The following is a 22314-nucleotide window of genomic DNA, read 5'->3' as shown; positions in this document are numbered from 1 at the left end:
GAAGCTTTCGATGCATGGAAAATTGCGGCCTGTTTCGCCTGAATATCTACGAGCCACGGGCCTTTCCGGTCAGAGAAACTTAACGTGACAACACCATCAGATGTCTTTTGCCAAACGAAGCCCATCATAAATGGCAGCATGAGTGTTGCGCGCAGCGACAGCATCACCAATCCTGAAAAGCTGGAACTTCCCTTCGGGATTGCGCACCACCGATTGTGCCTCGCCTGCTAGCAATTGCTCATAAGAAATTTCGCCACCGTTTGAAGATAATGGCTTGAGTTCGAAATATAACTCATCCAGTGGGATCGTTCCGTGATTGACCACAACTTGGTCGACCACCCGCTGTTGCGCAATCCCGCCATAATCACTGCCAATATGTGCAATCAGTTGATTACCGCTCTTCTCCACGGCTTCGAGACTGAAAGTAACCGTGAAAGTCACATCATGTTTTTGCAAAGAGCGCATATAAGGCACGAGATTCATAGCCATGATCTCCGGCGCAAAAGAGCGGTCGGGTGTCATTATTTCCACCTTCGCGCCAGCCTGTGCTGCAACCTCAGCAGCTTGTAGTCCCGAATGATCACCAGCATCATCAAATATGAGTATATTTGCGCCGGGTTTCACATCGCCAGAGATAAGATCCCATGTTGATATAACGTGCTCATTGCCCCGGGTGAGAATCTCCGTATGCGGCAGACCACCAGTTGCGATAATCACTACATCGGGGTTGAGTGCCTGCACAGTTTCGGCTTCAGCCCATGTATTGAAATGAAAAACCACACCATATTTTTCACATTGTGCCATGCGCCAATCAATAATGCTGATCATCTCGCGACGACGTTCATTCTGAGCGGTTAGACGAATTTGACCTCCAGCATGAGGTGCTGCTTCCAGAACGATGATCTCATGTCCTCGTTCCGCTGCCACACGCGCTGCCTCAAGTCCTGCAGGGCCAGCTCCAACCACTACAACTTTCTTGCGTTTCGTTGTTTTTTCCACAATATGCGGCATGGTTAGCTCACGCCCAGTTGCAGCATTATGAATGCAATAGGCCGCACCGCCTTGGTAAATTCGATCAAGACAATAATTCGCTCCCACACAGGGTCGAATATCGTCCTCTCGCTTTTCGATAATTTTGCGCACAATATGCGGATCGGTCATATGGGCACGAGTCATGCCCACCATATCGACCTTGCCGGAAGCTATTGCATGACGTGCTGTGGCAACATCCTGAATCTTGGCCGCATGGAAAGTAGGGAAATTGGTGGCCGCGCGGATCTCTCCCGCATAATCCAAATGCGGCGCACTCGCCATCCCTTGGATAGGTATCAGATCAGTCAAGCCAGCGTCCGTATCAATATGACCACGAACGACATTAAGATAGTCAATCAACCCACTATCCCGAAGACGACGGGAAATTTCCATTCCCTCATTTCTGTCCGTACCGCCAGGAAGGCATTCATCGGCCGTATAACGAACGCCCAGAATAAAATCATCGCCTACCCGCTCGCGCATAGCCCGGAAAACATCGAAGCAAAAACGCATGCGGTTTTCCAGCGAGCCACCATAGGGGCTATCCATCTCATTGGTCAGAGGTGATGTGAACTGGTCGATAAGATGACCATACGCTTCCAGCTCCACACCATCCATTCCGCCTGCCTTCATGCGCTCGGCAGCATCGGCAAAATCTTTAATGACGCGCTCAATATCCCAATCTTCAATTTTTTTCGGAAATGCGCGGTGCGCACGTTCACGATGATGCGATGGCGAAACAACTGGCAGCCAATCGGCCTTGTCCCAGCGTGTGCGTCGGCCAAGATGGGTGAGTTGGATCATAATGGCGGAACCGGCTTCATGCACGGCATCTGTCATTTCTCTGATCCACGGAACAATCTCGTCTTTATACGCCAGAAGATTGTTAAAAACCGGAGGACTATCACGAGACACCGCCGCAGAACCCGCCGTCATCGTAAGGGCCACACCGCCTTTTGCGCGCTCTACAGTATAGGCACGATAAGTCTCTTTGGGCATGCCGTCCTCTGGATAGGCAGGCTCATGAGCGGTGACGATAATTCTGTTTTTAAAAGTCAGGTGCTTGAGTTTGAAAGGTTGTAACAGCGGATCATTCGACATGCCAAAGTTCCCATTTATGGATATTTTGGGACACGCTAGGTCCAAATGTACACAACTGTCAACAATGAAAACAGCACGGATTACTAAATCGACATGCCTGTACATTTCCTCTTGTAATGTGAATTAAATTTTGGTTAGGTTTTAAATTATGGAGCAGACAATGCACGATAGCGGATGGAGAGGATCGGCAGAGGGGTGGCTTGAAGCAGCCTACCAAACCTTGCTCGAATCGGGGGTTGATTCCGTTAAAATCCTCCCGCTTGCAAAAAAGCTTAATCTTTCACGCACGAGCTTTTATTGGTTCTTCAAAGACCGTGAAGAACTGCTTGATGCGCTGATCGCTCAGTGGCGCGATAAAAATACTGGCGCTCTGATCAAACGCACTGAAGCCTATGCCGAGTCAATTGCTGAGGCTATGCTGAATGTTTTTGACTGTTGGATAGATAAAGATCTCTTCGATTCCCGGTTTGAATTTTCCGTTCGAAGCTGGGCTCTTCAGTCCGACACCCTGCTGGAAGAAGTTCGCAAAGCTGATCATCTGAGGCTGGAAGCAATCAAGCGGATGTTCGAACGTTTTGGGGAATCTGAACTGACCTCAGATGTCAGGGCACGAACCACTTATCTGGTCCAGATTGGCTATATTTCGATGCAGGCGGAAGAAGATTTGCCCACCCGCATGAGACGCATACCCGAATATATCAGGATTTATACAGGCCAGTCGCCTGAACAACGGGAGTTGGACCGTTTCTACTCAAGACACGGATACACGCCAGCTTAAAAGAAGACAAAAGGGAGGTTCCGTTGGCAGGTGCAGAAAAAATAGGAATTGTTGGCGGGGCCGGCTGGCTGGGAAAAGCAATTGCTTCAGCGATGCTTGAAGCCAACCTGATCAACCCTTCCAATCTCACATTATCATTCCGAAGCAATAAATATGACGGTCTTAACGGGGTTAACTGGACCCAAAACAATCAAAATCTAGCAGATAATTCTGATGTCATCATCATTTCCGTTCGACCAGAAGTTTGGCCTTCAATCTCCCTTGATGCCAAAGGCAAATTAGTCATCTCGGTAATGGCTGGCATTGGTATAAACGCGCTCGTAGAACGCCACAATACCAATCGTGTTGTGCGTGCCTTACCGAATGCCGCAGCTGAAATACAAAAATCCTTCACAGTTTGGTACGCAAGCGATCAGCTCAATGACAATGATCGTGCATTGGTAAGAGCAATTTTTGACGCATGCGGCACTAAGGATGAGGCGAAAGATGAGCGTGAAATCGACTATTTCACTGCACTGACGGGGTCAGGCCCAGCCTTCCCCGCCCTTTTAGCCGAAGCCATGACCAAACACGCGATTGAATTCGGCATCTCCCCAAAGCGCGCCAATAAAGCGGCTCGCGCGGTCATAATGGGTGCGGCGGGTCTTCTGGAAAAGAATAACCAAACAGCGGCCGAAATTCTCAACAGCTTCATGGAATATCAAGGAACCACAGCGGCAGCATTGGAAACCATGCGCGCGGAAGGCTTCGATAAAGCCGTAGCGAGCGGAATTTCATCAGGCTTTTCGAAAGCTTTAACCATGGGGCAAAACTCATAACTTTCAGCGAACGGTTATAAGCGGCGTCCGTTTGCATAAATTTGCCGCAAAGAAGGGAACAAAATGAAAAATCTTCTCGCATCTACTTGCCTAATCTTCGGACTAATCGGCAGCGTCTCGTCATCCCATGCCGATGAGTGCGGTACGGTTAAAATCGCCAGCATGAACTGGGCTTCCGCAGAGCTACTTGCCAATGTTGATAATTTCATTCTCCAAAATGGTTATGATTGTGATTCCAGCATAGTATTGGGAGATACTGTTCCCACTCTCACTTCAATGGCAGAAAAAGGCCAACCAGATATCGCACCCGAGGCTTGGGACAGTCTTGTTCCGCCTGCTACGGTGAAAAATATCGAAGAAGGCAAGCTGCGTATCGCAGGCCGAGGCTTCGTAGATGGTGGAATTCAGGGAATGTATGTTCCTAAATTCATCGTGGATGAGAACCCGGAAATCAAAACAATCGCCGATGCTGTCAAGCGTCCCGATCTTTTTCCCAATCCAGAAGACCCCTCCCGTGGAGCATGGTCAGCAGGACAGCAAGGCTGGGGTGGCACAATCATCGCCTCCCAATATTATAAAGCATATAATGCCGAGGATGCAGGATTTGATCTTATCGATACGGGATCAGCAGCCGGTCATGATGGCTCTATAATTAACGCTTATGAACGAGGCCGAGGCTGGATAGGCTATTATTGGGAACCAACAGCGCTGCTCGGTAAATATGAAATGGTGCGCCTGCCCTCAGGGGTCGAGTACGATGATGAAGAATGGCAGCGCTGCAACAAAGTAGAAAATTGCCCTGATCCTAAGCCAAATGAATGGCCCGCGGATATCGTCAATACCATTGTGACCGACAAGTTCGCTTCAAATGCTGGCCCTGCCTACGAATATATTCAAGCTCGATCATGGCCGAATGCGACAGTCAACAAAATGCTGGCTTGGATGGCCGATAATCAGGCTACCGGCGAGGACGGCGCCCGCGAATTTCTGAAAACTTATCCGGAGATTTGGACCAAATGGGTCTCTCCAGAAGTCGCGGAAAAGGTGAAAGCCGCGCTGTAAAACGGCTGCAATAATCACGACATGGCGCAACTTCATACGCAAAAACCGGGAAAGGATGCCAGCATCTTTACCCGGCTAAGCAGGAGTGCGCCATTTGAAACAGTCCGCAAATGGCTGCGCATGTCGGCCAAATTAAAAGGGGAGCCAAATGGACTGGTTTTACCGATTTCCACACATGGATGACGATTCACTACGCACGCTAAAGCAAACCATTGACGGTGGGTTTCGTAATTTTACCCGTGCCTATGGGGGAATGATCGAAGACTTCTTCATCCCGCTCCAAAAGTTTCTGCTCATCTCTGAACGCTTTATGACTCAGACGCCGTGGCCCATCATTATTGCTATCATTATGGCCATAGCCTGGGGCGCGAGCAGAAGCGCCAAGGTTGTTCTTGGAGCAATGACCATTCTGTTACTTATCGGCTATTTCGATATGTGGCAGGACGCGATGCGCACTATATCAATGATTTTTGTCTGCACGGTTCTTTCAATTATTATCGGGTTGCCAATCGGAATATTAATGGCACGATCAGACCGGCTGCAACGGATCATTAACCCTATTCTCGACATTATGCAGACTATGCCAAGCTTCGTCTACTTGATCCCTGTCGTCATGTTGCTTGGAATCGGGCGCGTACCTGGCCTCATCGCGGTTGTGATCTATGCCATTCCGCCAATTATTCGACTGACCAATCTCGGCATCCGTCTTGTAGACAGGGATGTGCTTGAAGCAGCCGATGCTTTTGGCTCCTCTGGCATGCAGAAATTATTTAAAGTTCAACTGCCGCTTGCCGTTCCCACGATAATGGCCGGCATCAATCAAACCATAATGATGGCACTCGCAATGGTAGTAATTGCATCAATGATTGGCGTTCAGGGACTAGGACAGCCAGTACTCAAAGCAATTGCAAACCAATATTTCACACTCGGCGTTTTCAATGGACTGGCAATCGTAGGTATCGCTGTCATTTTCGACCGCGTCAGCCAAGCTTATGGCAAAAGACTACAAAAGCATCAGGAGATCCTTCATGGCTGATCAAGGTGTTGACGGGATCCGCATTCGAAATCTGTATAAAATATTCGGTCCCGATGCGGTCAAACACGTGGAAGCCGTCCAAAATGGCCTCTCAAAGGCGGAACTGAACGATCGGTTCGGACATATTCTGGGGTTAAAGAATATCAATATCGATATGCCAGCAGGCTCTATCCAGGTCATTATGGGTCTTTCAGGTTCTGGCAAATCCACGCTGATCAGGCACATCAACCGCCTTATTGATCCAACCGTCGGTGAAGTTATTGTTGACGGAGTAGATGTCGTGAAAATGAGCGATGCCGAACTTCGTAAATTTCGTCGGCATCAAACAGCAATGGTGTTTCAGAAGTTTGCGCTTCTACCGCATCGCAATGTCCTTGATAACACTCTTTACGGGCTGGAAATACAAGGCGTCCCCCGTGCCAGCGCTGTCGAGATTGCCATGCGTTGGATCGAACGGGTGGGCTTGGCTGGCTTTGAAAAGAAATATCCAAACCAGCTTTCAGGCGGTATGCAACAACGCGTGGGGCTTGCTCGCGCGTTGGCGAATGACGCACCGGTTCTACTAATGGATGAAGCCTATTCTGCGCTCGACCCTTTAATTCGGATGGATATGCAATCGGTACTTCTTGATCTCCAACAAGAAATTCGCAAAACAATTGTATTCATTACACATGATCTGGATGAAGCACTTCGGCTGGGTGATCAGATCGCCATTTTACGTGATGGCGAAGTCATTCAACAGGGAACGAGACAGGATATCGTTCTGCGCCCGGCCGATGATTATGTGGCTAATTTCGTTAAAGAAGTGAACCGTGGCCGCGTAATCCAAGTCGATTCCATTATGCATGATCACGATGGGCAAGAACTCATAGGCGATGCCAGTATTGCCGCTGGCACGACCATTGAAGAAGCCATCAAAATTCTTGCGCATGGCGAATACGGCAAACTTGTAATCATCAATGAAGCTGGAGCTCCAATCGGACAGGTCGATCTTAAAACGCTTGCAGCCGCAACGGTCTCATCACACTGATGCAAGGGTAGAACCCGCGCTAACTTTCTTGAAAGGCTGTTTTTATTTGTGTGAAAACGGTGGATGAGGCCTCATTTTCGATTTTTTCAGCATTCAATGCGGCCCCCTCCACTATCATTGAGCCATACTCCGCCGGTTCAATGTCGGAATGCGATAACCGAACCGTCCAAGACGAGTGCCACGATCAATATTATTGAATTTTAACGGAGAAGTTCAGGCGTGCGCTGATCACCGGCTCAGATTATAACAGTCCGGAAAGTTGGATGAACTGCCGCGGCCCTATTCAAACTAAACATATCCATGCTGCCGCCTGACGCTGCCAGCTATTACTCGTAACGTAAACCTCAGCCGGTAAAGCTTCGATGCGGAATTACCGCCAGGCGACAGTTTCATGAGTAATGAGATTTCCTCTAGCAGAGAAAACAGCAGCCCCGTTTCGTTGTATCGTCTCAATATCAAAGCCGCTTATGTTTGCCTGCCAAGACAGATAATTTGGAAGCATATTCGATCCGCCGACCCTTTAAAAATATGTCGCGACTTGCTGGCTCCTGTGCGAACGGTTAGCGGCGTTGTTAATTGATACGGTTGCCGCTGGCCGGATCGAACAAATGGATTCGTTCGCCGGAGACACTAAGGGAAACTACCTCTCCCGCTGAAAGCGGCATTTCGCTATCAACGACAGCCATCAATTTCTCGTGCCCGACTTCAAACACAACATGTGTTTGTGCGCCGGTTGGTTCGATCAGGCGCACTTTCGCGGGAATGCCGCCTTCGCTCCGAACTTCCAAGTGTTCAGGGCGCACACCCAACACAACTTTTCCCCTTTTATTGATGTCGCTATTGCTTATTTCTAATTTCGAACCGTCCTTCAGGCGAATTGTAACGTCCGCCGAACCATCCTCAACTGTCGCGTCAAGGAAGTTCATGGCTGGCGTACCGATGAAGCCGGCAACAAAAACATTGGCAGGCTTATGGTAAAGCTCCATTGGCGTGCCTTGTTGCTCGATCCGCCCTTTGTTCAGCACAACAACTCTATCGGCCAATGTCATCGCCTCAATCTGATCATGCGTGACATAGATCGAAGTGATTTTCACCTTCTGGTGTAATTCCTTGATCTCTGCGCGCATCAGGACGCGCAATTTCGCATCCAAATTGGAAAGCGGCTCGTCAAACAGAAAGACTGACGGCTTTCGAACAATCGCACGGCCCATTGCGACACGCTGGCGCTGTCCTCCCGATAATTGATGCGGTTTGCGCTCCAATAGAGAAGTGAGATCCAGCATCCGCGCAGCTTCACCCACCCGTTCCCTTATTTCCGCTTTTGGTCGGCCCGCAAGTTGCAGATTGAAGGCTATATTGTCGAAAACCGACATATGCGGATAAAGCGCATAATTTTGAAAGACCATGGCCACGTCGCGTTCGCTTGGATTGGCGCGATTCACATTCCTATCGCCGATGAACAAATCTCCGGAAGTTATTTGTTCAAGACCGGCGATCATCCGAAGCAAGGTCGACTTGCCGCATCCAGAAGGTCCGACGATTGCAACAAATTCGGCATCCGCTATAGATAAATCAATGCATGGAATGACTTCGACCTTGCCATAGGTCTTGTGAATTGAACGAAGCTCAACCGAGGCCATAATGTCACCCTTTCTGCTGATTGGTCGGTGATGGCTGCCGCCCAGCGACGAGTACAGCGAGATCGGGTCGGTCGGTTGTCAATTGTCCGATTGGCTTGTTGAACCAATGTTCCAGCTCGGCCTCAGTATTGGGCACCCAGCATCCTAATCTCGGTGTGCCGACCTCCGCTACACATTGATCCAATACGGTCTCCAGTAGGCTCTTTTCAAAAGCCAAAACCGTGGCAACATCGTTGGCACGTTTGAGCACTTTTTCAAATCCTCCGAAGAACTCCGCCGAGCGCCGATCTATCGACATCAGCAACTGTTGATCTGGAAACTTCATACGGACGTCTTCCAATACTTCAGGAATGAAGCAAGTCAGGAAGACGCGATCTAATATATCGCGCTCGCTGGCGAGCGCGATAATCTTCTCCGGCATACCGGGATATGGATTCCCACGCTCATCAATCTTAATCTCCAGTTCGAGCTCAAGATTGGTGGGTGCGAAGATATCTAAAACATCGGCCAAGGTAGGTATGGTTTGGCCGCGACTATCGTTCAGGAGAATTTTTCCAAGCGCTTCCGCACTATGCCGCTGAACCGGGCCTTGGCCAGTGGTGGTGCGATCAAGCAGCGGGTCGTGGATCACAACAGGCACACCATCGGAACTCAGATGAATATCCAGTTCCACACCGTCAACACCCAAAGCAAGCAGGTTCTGGAAACCAGCTATGCTATTTTCGGCCCATAGATTGCGCCCGCCTCGGTGACCAATGATCTTCACCATTTCGATATTCTCCAGTTGTTCACTATTTACCGCTATCCACCAGCCCTATCATGAACCATCGCTGCATGATGAGGATCACCAGCACTGGCGGAAGCATGGTCCAAAGTGAGGCGTTCATCAGAAGATGCCATGTCGGGAGGCCGTCCGCCTGTGGCATGACCTGTTTCAAGCCCACAACCGCGGTTGCCATATTGGGATCGGTCGTCATCAACAATGGCCACAGATACTGGTTCCAGCCCATCAGGAAGAGTATTATGGACAGCGCCACAATATTTGATCGCGATAATGGCAGCAGAATCCGGAAGAAGAATTGCATCGGCTGGGCGCCATCAATTCGCGCTGCTTCACATAGATCATCCGGTATCGTCAAAAAAAACTGTCTGAATAAGAATGTGGCGGTTGCAGAGGCAATAATTGGCAGGATAAGCCCCGGATAGGTATTCACCATATTCCAATTCAACTCGACCGAAATACCGAGCCAGGCAAAGATGATGTTTAACGGCAGCGCCATATTGGCCGCGGATTCATAAGTTGGGACAATGCGCACCTCAATGGGTAGCATCAGCGATATAAATATCAGCCAAAAAGCGGTCATTCGGAATGGAAAGCGAAAATAAGTGACCGCAAATGCAGCAACTACCGACAAAACCAGTTTTCCGACCGTTATGCCTAGTGCCACAATAAACGTGTTCAACAAAAGTCGTCCGAAATTAACGGTTGTCAAAACTTCCAGCGAATTGGCAAAGAACTGATCGCCCGGTAGCCAACTCATGGGAACCTTCAACACATCTTGCTGGCTTAAGGACCCCGTGACCACTACGAAATAAAGCGGCAGGCAAATTAAAACAATGCCGATTATAAGCACCGTGTGGCAAACGACATCAAGGATTGGTGTCCGTTCATTCATGGCTTTACACCGAATAGTTTACACGCCGCTCGATCAGACGAAATTGCGTAAATGTGAGAGCGAGAGCGAGTATCATCAAGATAACTGATTGCGCAGCCGATGAACCTATGTCCAGATTGACGAAGCCATCTTGATATACTTTGTAGACAAGGATCGAAGTTGTCCCTGCCGGTCCGCCCCGCGTGGTGGCATCGATGATCGCAAAAGTGTCAAAGAGACCGTAAACGAAATTGATAACGATCAGAAAGAAAAGCGTCGGAGCGATCATCGGCAGGGAAATGCGATGGAAACGCCGAAGCGGCCCAGCACCATCGATAGCCGCAGACTCCAGGATCGAACGAGGTACAGCCAATAGTGCCGCGACAAGAAAGATGTAATTGTAGCAGATGTGTTTCCAAGACGCCGCGACAATGATTAAGATCATTGCGTCTGTGGTGTTCCTGGTGGGATCCCAACCAATGCCGAGCATGTGCAACATGTGAGCGACGGGACCAACACGGGGGTTAAACAGAAATGCCAGCATGATACCTGCAACAGCAGGAGCAATTGCATAGGGAAGCAGCAGGATCGTGCGATAAGCGCCCCGAGCGCGGATGACGTGATTGGTCGCAAAGGCAAACACCAACGCGATTGACAATGTGATCGCGTTCTGCGCCAGCGTGAACCAAAGTGTCATTTTGGCAGACATCCAATAGGATGGGCTCGAGAGCAGCGCCGCAAAGTTTGAAAACCCTACCCACTGTACCGAGCCGCCAAACGGATCATTCAGTTGAAACGCCTGGATGAGAGCCCTGAATGAGGGAATAAAGAAAAAGAACAGCAAGACCAGCAATTGTGGGGCCAGCAATAGAACGGGCGTTTTCCATTCTCGAAAATGAGCGCGTTTCAGGCCACTTTCCTGTCGCTCCCCTTTCGGGGAGCGCAGGCGGAACGCGCTTCTGCGTTGTAAGCTTACCACCTTACTTTCCTGCGTTTAGCTTTTCAAAGCGACGGAGCACTTCGTTGCCCCGCGTGACAGCAGAATCCAAGGCCTCTTGCGCCGGCTTCTGACCCAAAACAGCGGCCATTACCTCTTCCATAATGAAGACATTGGCTTGATTGGAATTACCGAAGCGGAAGCCCAGCGAGTTGTCGGAATTTGGCTTGCGCATAAGCTGTTCAATTGCAATAGCGCGAGTGGGATGTTTTTCGAAGTAACCTTCTTCTTTAAGTGCTTCATACGCCGTCGTTGTGACGGGGACATAACCGGTGTTTTTGCTCCACCACACTTGAGTTTCCGGCTTAGCTAGAAAATCGAAAAACGCAGCGGCGCCTTTATACTCTTCGTCCGAATGACCCTTCATTGCCCACAAAGCACCGCCACCAATAACACTATTATGCGCGGTACGGTCCTTTTCATGAGGAAGAAATGTTGCATTCCAGGGAAACTGCGCTGAAGCTTCAACCGCTGCATGGGATGCCGTTGACGCTATGATTGTCGAGCAAGTGCCCGAGGTGAATAGCTGGACCGGCTGTATTCCCTGCCCCGCGATTTCCATGACCCCACTCGAAACGAGATCGTGCATGCGCTCGACTTGACGTCCCAAAGATTTGTTGAAAACGAACTCAGTGTCGAGACCGTCAATGCCATTGCGCTTTGTTCCATAGGGAAAATCGTTCACGGCCGAGTAGTTTTCGAGAAAACTCCATTCGTAATCGCCGGGCAAAGACATTGCACATTTCGAAACACCCTTATCATGGATGGCGTGCAACTGCTGCGTTAATTCATCCCAATTATCAGACGGCGCTTCGTAGCCGGCTGCTTTGAAATGATCTTCATTATACCAAAGGATCGGCGTTGAAGAATTGAATGGCAGCGCCTGCAGCTTGCCTTGATCAGAGTAATAAGCTGCAACGGGCGCAATCACCGCGCTCCAGTCAATGGTGTAGCCTTCTTTCTCCATCAAGTCGGCGACAGGTATGACTGCTGAAGAGTTCAGCATGGTTAGAAACGCGCGTTCATTGGTCTGAACGATGACAGGCGCGCGCTTCGCACGATAGGCAGCGATCATCATATTGATGAGCTCTTCGTAATTGCCCTTGTGGACTGGGACAACCTCATACTCATCCTGAGATGCATTGAACTTTTCTGACAGCTCAGTCACGCGATCATTAAGGACGCCGCCCATTGCATGCCAAAATTCGATCTGCGTTTTCGCCTCGGCCGTCATACTGGTAAGCATTGAGCAGCCCAGCATCAAAGAAGCCACCAAAAGACGCTTCATTGTACCCTCCCCTATCGATCAAGTGCTTTTGTTTCGAGCATAGGCTCTGACATCGGTTTGTCCAGCCTATAATTTAAAGATGACAGAAATATAAATTATGCCGAATATTGTAGAATATTCACCGCCCATGTGTTTAAGCGCCGTTGCTGTCGAATGGGTTCGCGCTTATCATAAGCTCATGATATAATCATTTACTCATGAGCGTATGATGGATACCAACCCGACGAATTCCCCTCCACTCGCTTTCGATCTCGTTATTTTTGACTGTGATGGCGTATTGGTCGACAGTGAAATCATCAGCTGCGGTGCCGTGGCTGAGGTGCTGACGAGGCACGGCGTGCCGACGGAGCTTGATGATGCCTTGCGCAGTTTTCTGGGGCGCCCAGCGTCGGTGGTGACAGATGCGTTTACCCAACAAACCAAAAAGCCCGTTCCTGACACCTTTGTTTCAAGCTGGCGGGAGCATCTTTTCGCACGTTTCGAACGGGAATTGGTTGCGGTCAAAGGAATCCGTTCGGCAATTGAAGCTATTCCGCTTCCTCGCTGTGTAGCATCATCAAGTGACGAGGAGCGGCTTCAAATTTCATTGGGGCAGACAGGTCTGCTGGCGTTATTTGAGGGTAATATCTTCAGCACAACAATGGTAAAAAACGGCAAACCCGCTCCTGACCTCTTTCTTTTTGCGGCGAGACAAATGGGCGCAACTGCGTCGCGATGCGTTGTCATTGAGGATAGCCCTAGCGGCGTGAAAGCGGCGAAAGCTGCGGGAATGACAACCATCGGATTTACCGGCGGTAGCCATTTTTCGGTAGTAGACAATACTGAATCATTGCATCATGCCGGTGCGGATTACATTTTAAAGGATGCTGCCGAACTGCCATCCTTACTAAGAGAAATTTCCGACTATGGCCGATAATGACAAACCGAGACTGGACGACGCCGCTAGGGCGGGATGGCTTTATTATATATCCGGCAAGACCCAAGACGAAATCGCCCAAATGCTAGGTGTTTCCCGTCCGACAGCGCAGCGACTTGTTTCGCAATGTCGGTCTGAAGGACTGATTACATTTCGCATGAACCACCCGATTGCAAACTGCGTGGAGCTTGCAGAAAGGCTGTCGGAGAAATTTGATCTGGCTTACTGCGATATTGTCCCCTCGGATGGAGCATGGCCCGAGGGATCAACGACGGTCCCTGAAGCCGCAGCGGTCTTTATAGAACGACAACTGCGATCCAGAACTGCCATCGTAATGGCGCTTGGCACGGGGCGCACAATGCGTGCAAGCGTCCAGCGTGTTTCTCCACTTAACGGTTCCGCCCATCGTCTAGTATCCTTGGTGGGGCATATAGGTATTAACGGATCGGCAAGCCCTTTCGATGCTTTGATCAAACTGTCGGAAACGGTCAATGCGCAGCACTTCCCTCTTCTGCTGCCACTTTATCTTTCGTCAGCGCAAGAAAGAGATGCGTTGCTAGGAATTGAACCGGTACGGCGCGTCCATGAACTGGCATCAACCGCCGACCTTTGGCTAACGGGTATCAGCGATTTGGCAGCAGATTCGTCCCTCGCTAAAGAAGGTTTTCTCTCGCGCGATGAGCTTTTTGAACTCAATAGGCTCGGCGGTATTGGCGAAATTTGCGGCTGGGCATTCGATATCGACGGGAAGATCATCGAAAGCCCCACAAATTTGCGTATCACCAGTGTCTCGCCACAGATAAATGTCAGCAGGCAGCGTATCTGTGTGGCTTCAGGCGAACGGAAAGTGCAGCCATTATTGTCTGCGCTACGCGGGCAGCTCATCAACGGCCTCATTACCGATGAAGATACCGCAATGAAACTGATAAATGGATAATTACGCGCCCTTTATCGGAAGTGATAATATAGCCGCTTCAGTTCTTATTCTTTTCCTTAAGCTCCCTGCCCTACTCCTCTCTCACGCAAAATGCCTTTGCCATCAGATCAATCCCAATGCGCGGCACTATATTCTGGAGATTAGAGATAACGTAAATTTAGGAAAAAAGTAAATTGGTTGAATATATTATAGAAACAATTCAAGATATACGATCCTATTCATGGTTATGCTTATGAATCCATAAATGAGACAAACAATTATAGGCTTCGATTCAGCTTGGGCCGATAATTCACCCGGCGGCATCTGCTCCTTAACTCTTGATAAGGGGAAAATCGTTGAATTTCTCAAGCCACGGCTTGTGAGGTTTTCGGACGCTGCATTGTTTGTTCAAACCGCAAAAAACCACTCGGCCTACGTTTTAATTGCACTGGATCAACCAACCCTTGTGCCTAACAGTTCCGGCATTCGGCCCGTAGAGCGAGTGGCAGGAGCTATAGTAAATCGTATTGGCGGAGGTGTTCAGCCTACAAACACGTCTAAAGTCTCAATGTTCGGCAGAAGTGCTCCAATATGGAGCTTTCTCGATACAATAAACGCGAGAGAAAACCCGGTAGTAGCGAGAAACGCAAACCAAGGTGTTTTTCTTATAGAAGTATTTCCCGCGCTAGCATTACCAAGTTTGATTCCTGAAATTTGGCAGCGAAAACGAGCAGCGAAATACAACCCCGTTGCTCGAAATTTTTCCCCTTTGGACTGGAAACTGGTCACAGCTGGGATGGCCGATCTTGCCAAAAAACATGGTTTGGTTGAAATTGCGGAGACGATGAGCGCACTTAACAATATTCCTGCACCGCGAAAAGGCGATCAGGACAAGCTTGATGCAGTCATTAGTCTGATGATTGGTTATATTTGGCGTTATGGCGATCCGGAAAAATCAATCGTCATAGGCGATGAATATAGCGGCTACATGGTAGCCCCCGCGTCATCGGAAATTAAAAAACACCTCAAGGCTCCCGCAGACCGCTTACAGGTCGCTTATAATCGAGACTTTGCGCAAGATGCTTTACGTCCGGCCCCAGAGGCAATTACCGATCCAGAGCCCCATATCATTGCAACGGTACTGGAGTGTAAAGAAACAATCATTTCATCCAAAGTGACAGAGCGTCGCCAGTGTCCAGAATGCGGACATAGATTTTCTGGTAAGGGCTGGGGCGGCATTGACGCCTACTGGAGAGCGCACCATCAGGATATTCTGAGATATGAAGATGCCTGGCCTCTCATCCGTAAAGGACTGAAACCCTCCGATTTAAAGCATCAAAAATGAGGCAATTATTGTTTATTCGTCGGATATAGGGTCACGTGCCTCTATAGCCAACGGCAGCATGTTAACCTCTCGCTTAACACGCCATCAATCGTACTAATTTTGGCAATAAATCGGTCTGTCCATTGATGTGACTGACAAAGCCCACCTCAACACACGCACGGTTCTAATGCATCCTCTTAAGCTTGCCTTAAGTTCCGCAGGCGAATTTGGCATAATTATACAAAAGGAGCTTGGCCATGAACGACTGGCACGACCGTGCAACCGTCCGTCTTTCCACCGCTAGATGTATTCCATCGCCCGCTATGAACCGGCGGGCCGTTTTAACTGGATTGACCGCACTAATTGGCGCAGGGCTCGCCACACGCGTCCGCGCTGATGATCTTTCTGCCGAGATGATCCTCAATGACCCCGATGCGCCAGTCGGCGGCAACTCCAAGGGCGATCTGACGATCGTGTCATTCTTCGACTATAATTGCCCATTCTGCAAACGTACGGTTGACCCGTTGAACGCTGTTCTCGCCTCCGACGGCAAAATTCGTCATGTCTACAAAGATTGGCCGATCCTCACTAAATCCTCGATATATGGCGCGAAGCTCGCTCTTGCCGCCAAATATCAAGGGCGCTATGAGGACGCATATTCGGCGCTGATGCGTATTGACGGGTCTCGCGTTCCGGAAAGCCGGATGCGGCAGGAACTGCAACGTGCGAAGTTTGATGTAAAGCGTCTGGAAGCGGATGCAAAACGACATGATAGCAAAATCACCACTCTTCTTCAGCGCAATAACGCACAAGCGGAAGGGCTAGGTCTGCGCGGCACGCCGGTTTTCCTGATCGGGCAGTTTCTTGTCGCTTCAGCGCTTGATGAAGATGGATTCAGGCAGGTCGTTAAGGATGCGCGCGAAAGCTCCTAATATCATTACAGAATATTATAAACAGCCTAAGTGAGACTATGCTCCGTATGACCGCCCTGCGACTTATTATAGGTTTCTTTCTTACATTTTGGTCAGTTTCAACTTCCGCTCAGCCACAAGATCTACTGAAAGCCGAAGAAGCCTTTCGGTTATCAGTAGAGCGCGCGGCGGACGATAATATTGAGTTTCATTGGCAAATCGCGGACGATTATTATCTTTATCGCGATCATATTGAAGCCAAAAGCGCCGATACAGGCGAAATAGTCGATCTTCATACGGATGCAGGGACCGTGGAAAACGACATCAATTTCGGGCCATCCGAAGTCTATTACCTTCAGGCCACTGCTCGCCTGAGTTCTGGCGCACCAGACAGGATTACCGTTACTTATCAAGGCTGCAAGAAAAACTCGATCTGCTATCCGCCGATGACAGTTACCTTGGATACGAAGAGCTTAGAGCTTTCCGATCCTATTGTCGGTTTTGCTGTTGCGGCCTCCTCGTCGACTGCTGCCGATAATACAGAAACCGCTAGCTTCACACTTGCCGAAGAGTCGCAAAATGGCGGGATGATCGGGACGCTGTTGGCAAGCGGCGGTACTGTCTGGGTGGTTGTCAGCTTCCTTGCCTTCGGAGTGCTCCTCGCCTTCACGCCATGCGTATTGCCAATGTATCCGATCCTAAGCGCGACATTGGCGCGAGAGGGCGAGGTACTGTCCGCGCGGCGAGGGTTTGTACTGTCTTCGTCTTATGTACTCGCTATGGCCAGCGCGTTTGGTCTCCTTGGGATCGTTGCCGCCCAGTCGGGTCAAAATCTGCAAATAGTGCTGCAATCGCCCTATGCGATCAGCGCAGTCGCGATTCTGTTTGTCGTGCTGGCGGCCTCGATGTTCGGTCTGTTCGAATTGCAACTACCAAGCGCTTGGGTCAACAAGTTGGCGGGCGTCTCAACCGGCAGGCGGGGATCAGTCGGGGGAGCCGCTGGTATGGGCTTTCTTTCCGCGCTGATAGTTGGTCCGTGCGTAACCGCACCACTGGCTGCGGCATTGCTTTATATCACTCAGACCGGAGATGCCTGGCTGGGAGCCGCGGCCTTGTTTGCGCTCGGCCTTGGACAGGGAATTCCTTTGATCGCATTCGGAACCATTGGTAGCCAGGCGATACCACGGGCTGGCGCATGGATGGTGCAGGTCAAATATGTGTTCGGCTTTGTTTTTCTCGGCGCAGCCATTTGGATGATCGGGCGAATTTTACCACCACCGGCCACGCTTGCGCTTTGGTCAATTCTGCTGTTGATGGCAGCCGTGTTCATCGGCGTTGCTGACCCGTTAAAGGAAGGCGCAGAAGCCGGACCACGATTTCGTAAGGCTGCGGGGCTTGCGCTCTCGCTCATGAGCGTGATTTTAGCAATCGGCGCGGCTTCTGGTGGTAGCGACCCGCTGCGACCGCTTGCGCATCTAAGCGTCGGGGCAGGAAGCTCGTTGCCACAGATCACCAATGCCAAGATGACTTTCCAGGACGTCCGTTCGATGCCAGAACTTACAAATGCAATCGCCTCCGCGGATGGACGCCCGACATTTGTTTATTTTACTGCCGATTGGTGCGTCATCTGCAAATCGATCGAGCGTGACGTGTTTTCGAAAACTGATGTCATTGCCGGACTTGATGATTTCCACCGCATCAGGGTCGACCTGACCAAGCTTGATGAGGCCAATCAAAAGATAATGCGCGATATGGGCGTCGTCGGTCCGCCAACCATGATCTTCTTTGATGCTAAATCAAACGAAGCGAGCGGATCGCGGTTGATCGGGGATGTGACAATGGACACGTTGAAGACCTCTCTCGAACTGGCGAGGCGCTGATATGAATGCTGTAGCCATTGGCCCACTCATTTTTGCACCCGATCGCCTTGCCGCTATCTTGGCGATCATCGCTTTCCTGTTTTTCAGCGAGATCCTTGCACGAAAAGTCGATCGCCGCTTCTCATCCTGGGCTCGGGACACGTTGTTGGTTTTCATTGTTGGCGCTCGCGCAGGCCATGTGATCCAACACGCCGATAGTTTCCTGGCCGAGCCGCTGCGGGCTCTCTATATTTGGCAAGGCGGCTTTATGATCGAGGCTGGCATCGTGGTGGCGCTGGCTTATACGCTTTTCCGCTTTCGGCGCGAATTACGCCTTGCATTATGGGCGGCGTTGCCGACAATTATTTCCGCTTATATTGCTTTCTTTATTTTGCAACTGACCGCAGGCACGCCAGCCATACCGCTGCCTTCAGGAAAAATGTTCCACACACTCGCGGGCGAGCCATTTCAGCCTGATACGCTTGCAGGCGAACCAATTGTTATTAATCTCTGGGCCAGTTGGTGTCCGCCCTGTCGGCGCGAAATGCCAATGATGGCAGACGTTGCCGCAAGCACTGACGATGCTCGGCTTGTTTTCGTCAATCAGGGCGAAGGTGCGGAGATTATCAGGGATTATCTGGCGGCAGAAGAGCTTGAGCTAAATCCTGTGCTCGACACCCTTGGCGAATTCGGACGGCACTATGAGGTTTCCGGCCTGCCCGCGACATTTTTTATTGGCCGCGACGGCAAATTGCGATCCATTCACGTGGGTGAGATTTCGCGGGAAAAGCTGCTTTCTGGAATTCAAATGATCGCTAAGGAAAAGTGAGCATCAGAATGAGATAAGCGGTGCTAAAGAGCAGGTTCTTTGCACACAAGGCCTGCTCGGCAAGCTGTTTAAAACAAGCCTGCCTCGGCGACTAAGGCGATAGTATTTTATCTTATTAAGTTTTGGCTTTTGAAAGAACTCCGCCTCGTGCGGAGTTTTTCCACGTTGGAAACTCCGAGATATAATTATATGAGCGACGGCAGAACTCATGCAAATAAAGTGAACGCTGAGCCAAAACAGATATAGTGTCTAAGGAGACTACCAGGCTGGCAAAAGCCTATTAAATTGAGCTAACTCTGCCATTATGTTGAACTTTGAATAAACTGTGGCTTTCACAACAAATACGGCATCGCGCTCAAGCGCAAAAGGGCTCCTGATGAACGAAATTTATGTTTCAGTCGATGAAGAACAAGAGCGCGCGCGGGTCGCTTGGCTCTATTTTATCGGAGGGCAAACACAGCAGGAAATCGCGCAGCGCTTGAACATAACCCGTCTCAAGGTCAACAAAACCATTCGTCAGGTTCGGGAATCCGGACAGATACAAATTGAGGTAAGTCTCCCGCTTATTGATTGCATTGAGCTAGCCGACCGAATTTCCGCCAGATATGGGCTTATTGGCGCAATGGTTGTGCCCGATCTCGATGATTATCTTGAGCAAAAGCGAGTTATAGGGGAAGCGGCTGCAAAATTAGCGGGTGAATTGATTTCAGGAAAAGATCTTGGAATTGGGGTTGCATCCGGACGCACGCTAAGCTTTGCCGCCCGCTCAATTCGCGCCCGACCTAAGGCTGAGAGTTGGGTGGTCGGCCTCACCGGGGGAATTACAAGCGGTTCGGTAACAAATACGTTTGAAGTTGCCACCGATTTCGCTCGCTTGCTCGGTATTGAATGCCATTATTTGACCGCTCCTATTTATTGCGCCAACCGGGAAAGTCGCAATGCGCTATTATTAAGTGATGAGCTTACTGATGTGCTCGCCCGAGCAGAAATTGCTGATATCGGTTTGATGTCTTGCAGTTCGATAAATTCAGATACGTCTTTGACCAATATTCGCGTTGTGAAAGATAATCTCGATACATTGCTCAGTCTTGGCGCTGTGGGCGAACTTCTTGGTTATTTTCTTGATGCTCATGGCAATCTTGTCGATCATTTTTTGAACACGTCAACCATCGCTCTACCGCTTGATAAGCTAAAACTTAAGCCAACTTCAATTCTGGTTTCTGGCGGTAACGAAAAAATACCGATTATCAGATCTATTTTGCGCGGAGGTTATGTTAACCGCCTCGTTACAAATGAAAGCGTGGCCCGCGCACTGCTGCAGGGGCCACGCTGATTTTAAGTGGAATTTTTTTCGTCAGGCTTTGTTCTGAAGCGATTGCGCCATAGCGCGCAAAGTAACAAAGGTCGATGCAGCCCCGGGGTCGATATGACCAATCGATCGCTCACCGAGCTTAGCGGAGCGGCCGCGGCGAGATTCCATTGCCGCTGTTGCATTCATACCCGCTTCAGCACCGTCACGCGCTGCAATCAACACTTCGAGTGTTGATTTGCCGTTGCGTGCCGCTTCACTGGCAGCGGCGACCGCTGGAACCCAAGCATCGATCATGGTTTTGTCGCCAGGCTCGGCACGACCACGATCACGAATACCCTGACTTGCAGCAGATAGCCATTCGGCCATTCCATTGCCGTCTAAATTTAGGCGATTACTGACCGCAGATCCTGCACGCAAGAACGCAGTTGCGTAAAGTGGACCAGATGAAGCTCCGACAGCGTCCAGAAATGCTTTCGCCATCCGTTTGCAGATCGCCTCGATAGTATCATCGGCCTGTTCATCGGCCAATGCGCTCTGAACCGCTTTCCAGCCAATTTCCATAGTGATGCCGTGGTCACCGTCGCCAATTACTCCATCAAGTTCGGAAAGCCAGTTCTTTTCGGCGATGATATGGTTGCCGACATTCATCATCATCGCCTTGAAAACAGCAGGCGACACGTCGCCCTCAGTTATCAGATCACGCGGAGCATCTGATACAGTTTCTGCGGCTTCGGCCTGACGCGTTGACTTGCGCTGGCTCGCTGGCTCTCGCTCGCCCGGTTCGACAGCGCCAACCGTAAGCGCAGGCGTGCGGCAAGGGTGATCTAATAGCTTTTGTAAGGTTGCATCGAGTTTCATCAGCGTGACAGACGCGCCAGCCATTTCGAGCGAAGTTGCATATTCGCCCACCCACGAAGCGTGAATTTCTACATTACGACCATCGAGAATTTGCTTCACGCGACGGAAAATCAGATAAAGCTCAATTTGAGAAGTCGCGCCCAGTCCGTTTACCAAAACTGCGACCCGGTCGCCATCTTTCAATGCCAATTCTTCGACAATTGGTGCCATGAGTTGGTCGGTGACCTCGTCCGCCGGGGCAAGCTTTTGGCGACGAATACCCGGCTCGCCATGCAGGCCCATGCCGATTTCCATCTCGTCATCACCAATGGTGAAATTGGGCTTGCCTGTGTGAGGAAGCGAACACGGGCTAAGCGCCACCCCCATGGAGCGGGTTGCTTCATTGGCAGCTTGGGCAAGCGCTTCAACACGTGGCAATGGTTCGCCAATATCAGCCGCAGCACCTGCAATTTTGAATACAAAAAAGTCGCCCGCAATGCCCCGGCGTTCAGATTTGCGGTCTAGCGGAGCTGACGCCACGTCATCCGCCACAGCAACATGGCGAACATCCATTCCTGCTTGTGCAAGCTCTTCTGCAGCCATAGTGAAATTGAGCACGTCACCGGTGTAATTGCCGTAGAGCATTAATACGCCGGCGCCGCCATCGGCTGCTCGTGCTGCTTCAGCAATATGTGCCGGAGACGGTGAAGCAAAGACATTGCCCACCGCAGCGGCATCCGCCAGCCCGCGCCCAACATAGCCTGCAAAAGCTGGCTCATGACCGGACCCGCCGCCCACAACAATACCGACCTTACCATCGCGTGGGCCATCCACGGCAACAACTGCGCGGCCCGTCTCACCTTCAACACGCAGCATATCGGGATGTGCGCCAACCATGCCTTCAATCATTTCTGCAATGATATTTTCAGGCGAATTTATCAGCTTTTTTGTTTTCACTTGTTCATTCATTTTT

19 protein-coding genes are annotated in these 22314 nt (G+C 50.3%); 12 read left to right on the top strand and 7 right to left on the bottom strand.

Features of this window, described 5'->3' with window-relative positions; genetic code table 11:
- Positions 1–96: 96 nt before the first annotated feature.
- A complete protein-coding gene (locus tag C7374_RS13795; RefSeq protein WP_111576208.1) occupies positions 97–2133 on the bottom strand; it encodes an oxidoreductase in 2037 nt (678 codons plus the stop codon).
- 148 nt (positions 2134–2281) lie between these two features.
- On the opposite strand from C7374_RS13795, the gene C7374_RS13790 reads away from it, so the two are divergent.
- From C7374_RS13790 to C7374_RS13770, 5 genes are all read left to right on the top strand, one after another.
- On the top strand, positions 2282–2911 hold the full coding sequence (locus C7374_RS13790; protein ID WP_111576207.1) for a TetR/AcrR family transcriptional regulator: 630 nt from the start codon (positions 2282–2284) through the stop codon (positions 2909–2911).
- Between the two features lie 23 nt (positions 2912–2934).
- Positions 2935–3729, top strand: a complete 795-nt coding sequence (locus C7374_RS13785; RefSeq protein ID WP_111576206.1) for a pyrroline-5-carboxylate reductase family protein — start codon at positions 2935–2937, stop codon at positions 3727–3729.
- Positions 3730–3792: 63 nt separating this feature from the next.
- Positions 3793–4791, top strand: a complete 999-nt coding sequence (locus C7374_RS13780; protein WP_111576205.1) for an ABC transporter substrate-binding protein — start codon at positions 3793–3795, stop codon at positions 4789–4791.
- Positions 4792–4939: 148 nt separating this feature from the next.
- Entirely contained in the window at positions 4940–5827 is an 888-nt protein-coding gene (locus C7374_RS13775; RefSeq protein ID WP_111576204.1) for an ABC transporter permease, read from the top strand.
- Complete coding sequence (locus tag C7374_RS13770) at positions 5820–6857, top strand: quaternary amine ABC transporter ATP-binding protein (RefSeq protein ID WP_111576203.1); 1038 nt, start codon at positions 5820–5822, stop codon at positions 6855–6857. The genes C7374_RS13775 and C7374_RS13770 overlap by 8 nt, the downstream gene beginning before the upstream one ends.
- A gap of 572 nt (positions 6858–7429) precedes the next feature.
- On the opposite strand, the gene C7374_RS13765 is transcribed toward C7374_RS13770, so the two are convergent.
- The 5 genes from C7374_RS13765 to C7374_RS13745 are packed head-to-tail and all read right to left on the bottom strand — an operon-like array spanning position 7430 to position 12437.
- Positions 7430–8497: an ABC transporter ATP-binding protein gene (locus C7374_RS13765; RefSeq protein ID WP_111576202.1), complete on the bottom strand. Its 1068-nt coding sequence runs from the start codon at positions 8495–8497 to the stop codon at positions 7430–7432.
- A 4-nt stretch (positions 8498–8501) separates the two neighbouring features.
- Positions 8502–9266, bottom strand: a complete 765-nt coding sequence (locus C7374_RS13760) for a glycerophosphodiester phosphodiesterase family protein (RefSeq protein ID WP_111576201.1) — start codon at positions 9264–9266, stop codon at positions 8502–8504.
- Between the two features lie 22 nt (positions 9267–9288).
- On the bottom strand, positions 9289–10173 hold the full coding sequence (ugpE, locus tag C7374_RS13755) for a sn-glycerol-3-phosphate ABC transporter permease UgpE (protein WP_111576200.1): 885 nt from the start codon (positions 10171–10173) through the stop codon (positions 9289–9291).
- Between the two features lie 4 nt (positions 10174–10177).
- Positions 10178–11131, bottom strand: a complete 954-nt coding sequence (locus tag C7374_RS13750; protein WP_111576199.1) for an ABC transporter permease subunit — start codon at positions 11129–11131, stop codon at positions 10178–10180.
- A 1-nt stretch (position 11132) separates the two neighbouring features.
- Positions 11133–12437: an extracellular solute-binding protein gene (locus C7374_RS13745; RefSeq protein ID WP_111576198.1), complete on the bottom strand. Its 1305-nt coding sequence runs from the start codon at positions 12435–12437 to the stop codon at positions 11133–11135.
- A 205-nt stretch (positions 12438–12642) separates the two neighbouring features.
- Between C7374_RS13745 and C7374_RS13740 the strand changes: the two genes are divergently transcribed.
- The 7 genes from C7374_RS13740 (at position 12643) to C7374_RS13705 (ending at position 20525) form a co-directional block, all read left to right on the top strand.
- Positions 12643–13353 carry an HAD family hydrolase gene (locus tag C7374_RS13740; protein ID WP_245412676.1) on the top strand — a complete coding sequence of 237 codons (711 nt, stop codon included), beginning with the start codon at positions 12643–12645 and terminating at the stop codon, positions 13351–13353.
- Positions 13343–14290, top strand: a complete 948-nt coding sequence (locus C7374_RS13735; RefSeq protein ID WP_111576196.1) for a sugar-binding transcriptional regulator — start codon at positions 13343–13345, stop codon at positions 14288–14290. Before C7374_RS13740 ends, C7374_RS13735 begins: the two co-directional genes overlap by 11 nt.
- 244 nt (positions 14291–14534) lie before the next feature.
- Positions 14535–15614 (top strand): DUF429 domain-containing protein, encoded by a 1080-nt coding sequence (locus tag C7374_RS13725; protein ID WP_111576194.1) that lies wholly within the window; start codon positions 14535–14537, stop codon positions 15612–15614.
- Between the two features lie 302 nt (positions 15615–15916).
- Positions 15917–16525, top strand: coding sequence for a DsbA family protein (locus tag C7374_RS13720; RefSeq protein WP_111576214.1), 609 nt, complete (start codon positions 15917–15919; stop codon positions 16523–16525).
- Between the two features lie 38 nt (positions 16526–16563).
- Entirely contained in the window at positions 16564–18384 is a 1821-nt protein-coding gene (dsbD, locus tag C7374_RS13715) for a protein-disulfide reductase DsbD (protein WP_245412675.1), read from the top strand.
- A gap of 1 nt (position 18385) precedes the next feature.
- Complete coding sequence (locus C7374_RS13710) at positions 18386–19192, top strand: TlpA disulfide reductase family protein (protein ID WP_111576192.1); 807 nt, start codon at positions 18386–18388, stop codon at positions 19190–19192.
- Positions 19193–19568: 376 nt separating this feature from the next.
- A complete protein-coding gene (locus tag C7374_RS13705; protein ID WP_111576213.1) occupies positions 19569–20525 on the top strand; it encodes a sugar-binding transcriptional regulator in 957 nt (318 codons plus the stop codon).
- Positions 20526–20546: 21 nt separating this feature from the next.
- Here C7374_RS13705 and dhaL read toward each other — a convergent pair whose 3' ends face one another.
- Positions 20547–22310, bottom strand: coding sequence for a dihydroxyacetone kinase subunit DhaL (gene dhaL, locus C7374_RS13700; protein ID WP_111576191.1), 1764 nt, complete (start codon positions 22308–22310; stop codon positions 20547–20549).
- Between the last annotated feature and the right edge of the window lie 4 nt (positions 22311–22314).

Origin of the sequence: Falsochrobactrum ovis (assembly GCF_003259955.1) — a bacterium.
GTDB classification, from domain to species: Bacteria; Pseudomonadota; Alphaproteobacteria; order Rhizobiales; family Rhizobiaceae; genus Brucella; species Brucella ovis_A.
Note: the sequence above shows the minus strand (reverse complement) of the source record. Positions and strands in the feature narration are given on the sequence as shown.

Coding starts and splice junctions, on each gene's coding strand:
- C7374_RS13770 (WP_111576203.1), top strand. CDS start 5,820: ATGGCTGATCAAGGTGTTGACGGGATCCGCATTCGAAATCTGTATAAA.
- C7374_RS13720 (WP_111576214.1), top strand. CDS start 15,917: ATGAACCGGCGGGCCGTTTTAACTGGATTGACCGCACTAATTGGCGCA.
- C7374_RS13775 (WP_111576204.1), top strand. CDS start 4,940: ATGGACTGGTTTTACCGATTTCCACACATGGATGACGATTCACTACGC.
- C7374_RS13780 (WP_111576205.1), top strand. CDS start 3,793: ATGAAAAATCTTCTCGCATCTACTTGCCTAATCTTCGGACTAATCGGC.
- dhaL (WP_111576191.1), bottom strand. CDS start 22,310: ATGAATGAACAAGTGAAAACAAAAAAGCTGATAAATTCGCCTGAAAAT.
- dsbD (WP_245412675.1), top strand. CDS start 16,564: ATGCTCCGTATGACCGCCCTGCGACTTATTATAGGTTTCTTTCTTACA.
- C7374_RS13795 (WP_111576208.1), bottom strand. CDS start 2,133: ATGTCGAATGATCCGCTGTTACAACCTTTCAAACTCAAGCACCTGACT.
- C7374_RS13735 (WP_111576196.1), top strand. CDS start 13,343: ATGGCCGATAATGACAAACCGAGACTGGACGACGCCGCTAGGGCGGGA.
- C7374_RS13745 (WP_111576198.1), bottom strand. CDS start 12,437: ATGAAGCGTCTTTTGGTGGCTTCTTTGATGCTGGGCTGCTCAATGCTT.
- ugpE (WP_111576200.1), bottom strand. CDS start 10,173: ATGAATGAACGGACACCAATCCTTGATGTCGTTTGCCACACGGTGCTT.
- C7374_RS13760 (WP_111576201.1), bottom strand. CDS start 9,266: ATGGTGAAGATCATTGGTCACCGAGGCGGGCGCAATCTATGGGCCGAA.
- C7374_RS13705 (WP_111576213.1), top strand. CDS start 19,569: ATGAACGAAATTTATGTTTCAGTCGATGAAGAACAAGAGCGCGCGCGG.
- C7374_RS13740 (WP_245412676.1), top strand. CDS start 12,643: ATGATGGATACCAACCCGACGAATTCCCCTCCACTCGCTTTCGATCTC.
- C7374_RS13710 (WP_111576192.1), top strand. CDS start 18,386: ATGAATGCTGTAGCCATTGGCCCACTCATTTTTGCACCCGATCGCCTT.
- C7374_RS13765 (WP_111576202.1), bottom strand. CDS start 8,497: ATGGCCTCGGTTGAGCTTCGTTCAATTCACAAGACCTATGGCAAGGTC.
- C7374_RS13725 (WP_111576194.1), top strand. CDS start 14,535: ATGAGACAAACAATTATAGGCTTCGATTCAGCTTGGGCCGATAATTCA.
- C7374_RS13790 (WP_111576207.1), top strand. CDS start 2,282: ATGGAGCAGACAATGCACGATAGCGGATGGAGAGGATCGGCAGAGGGG.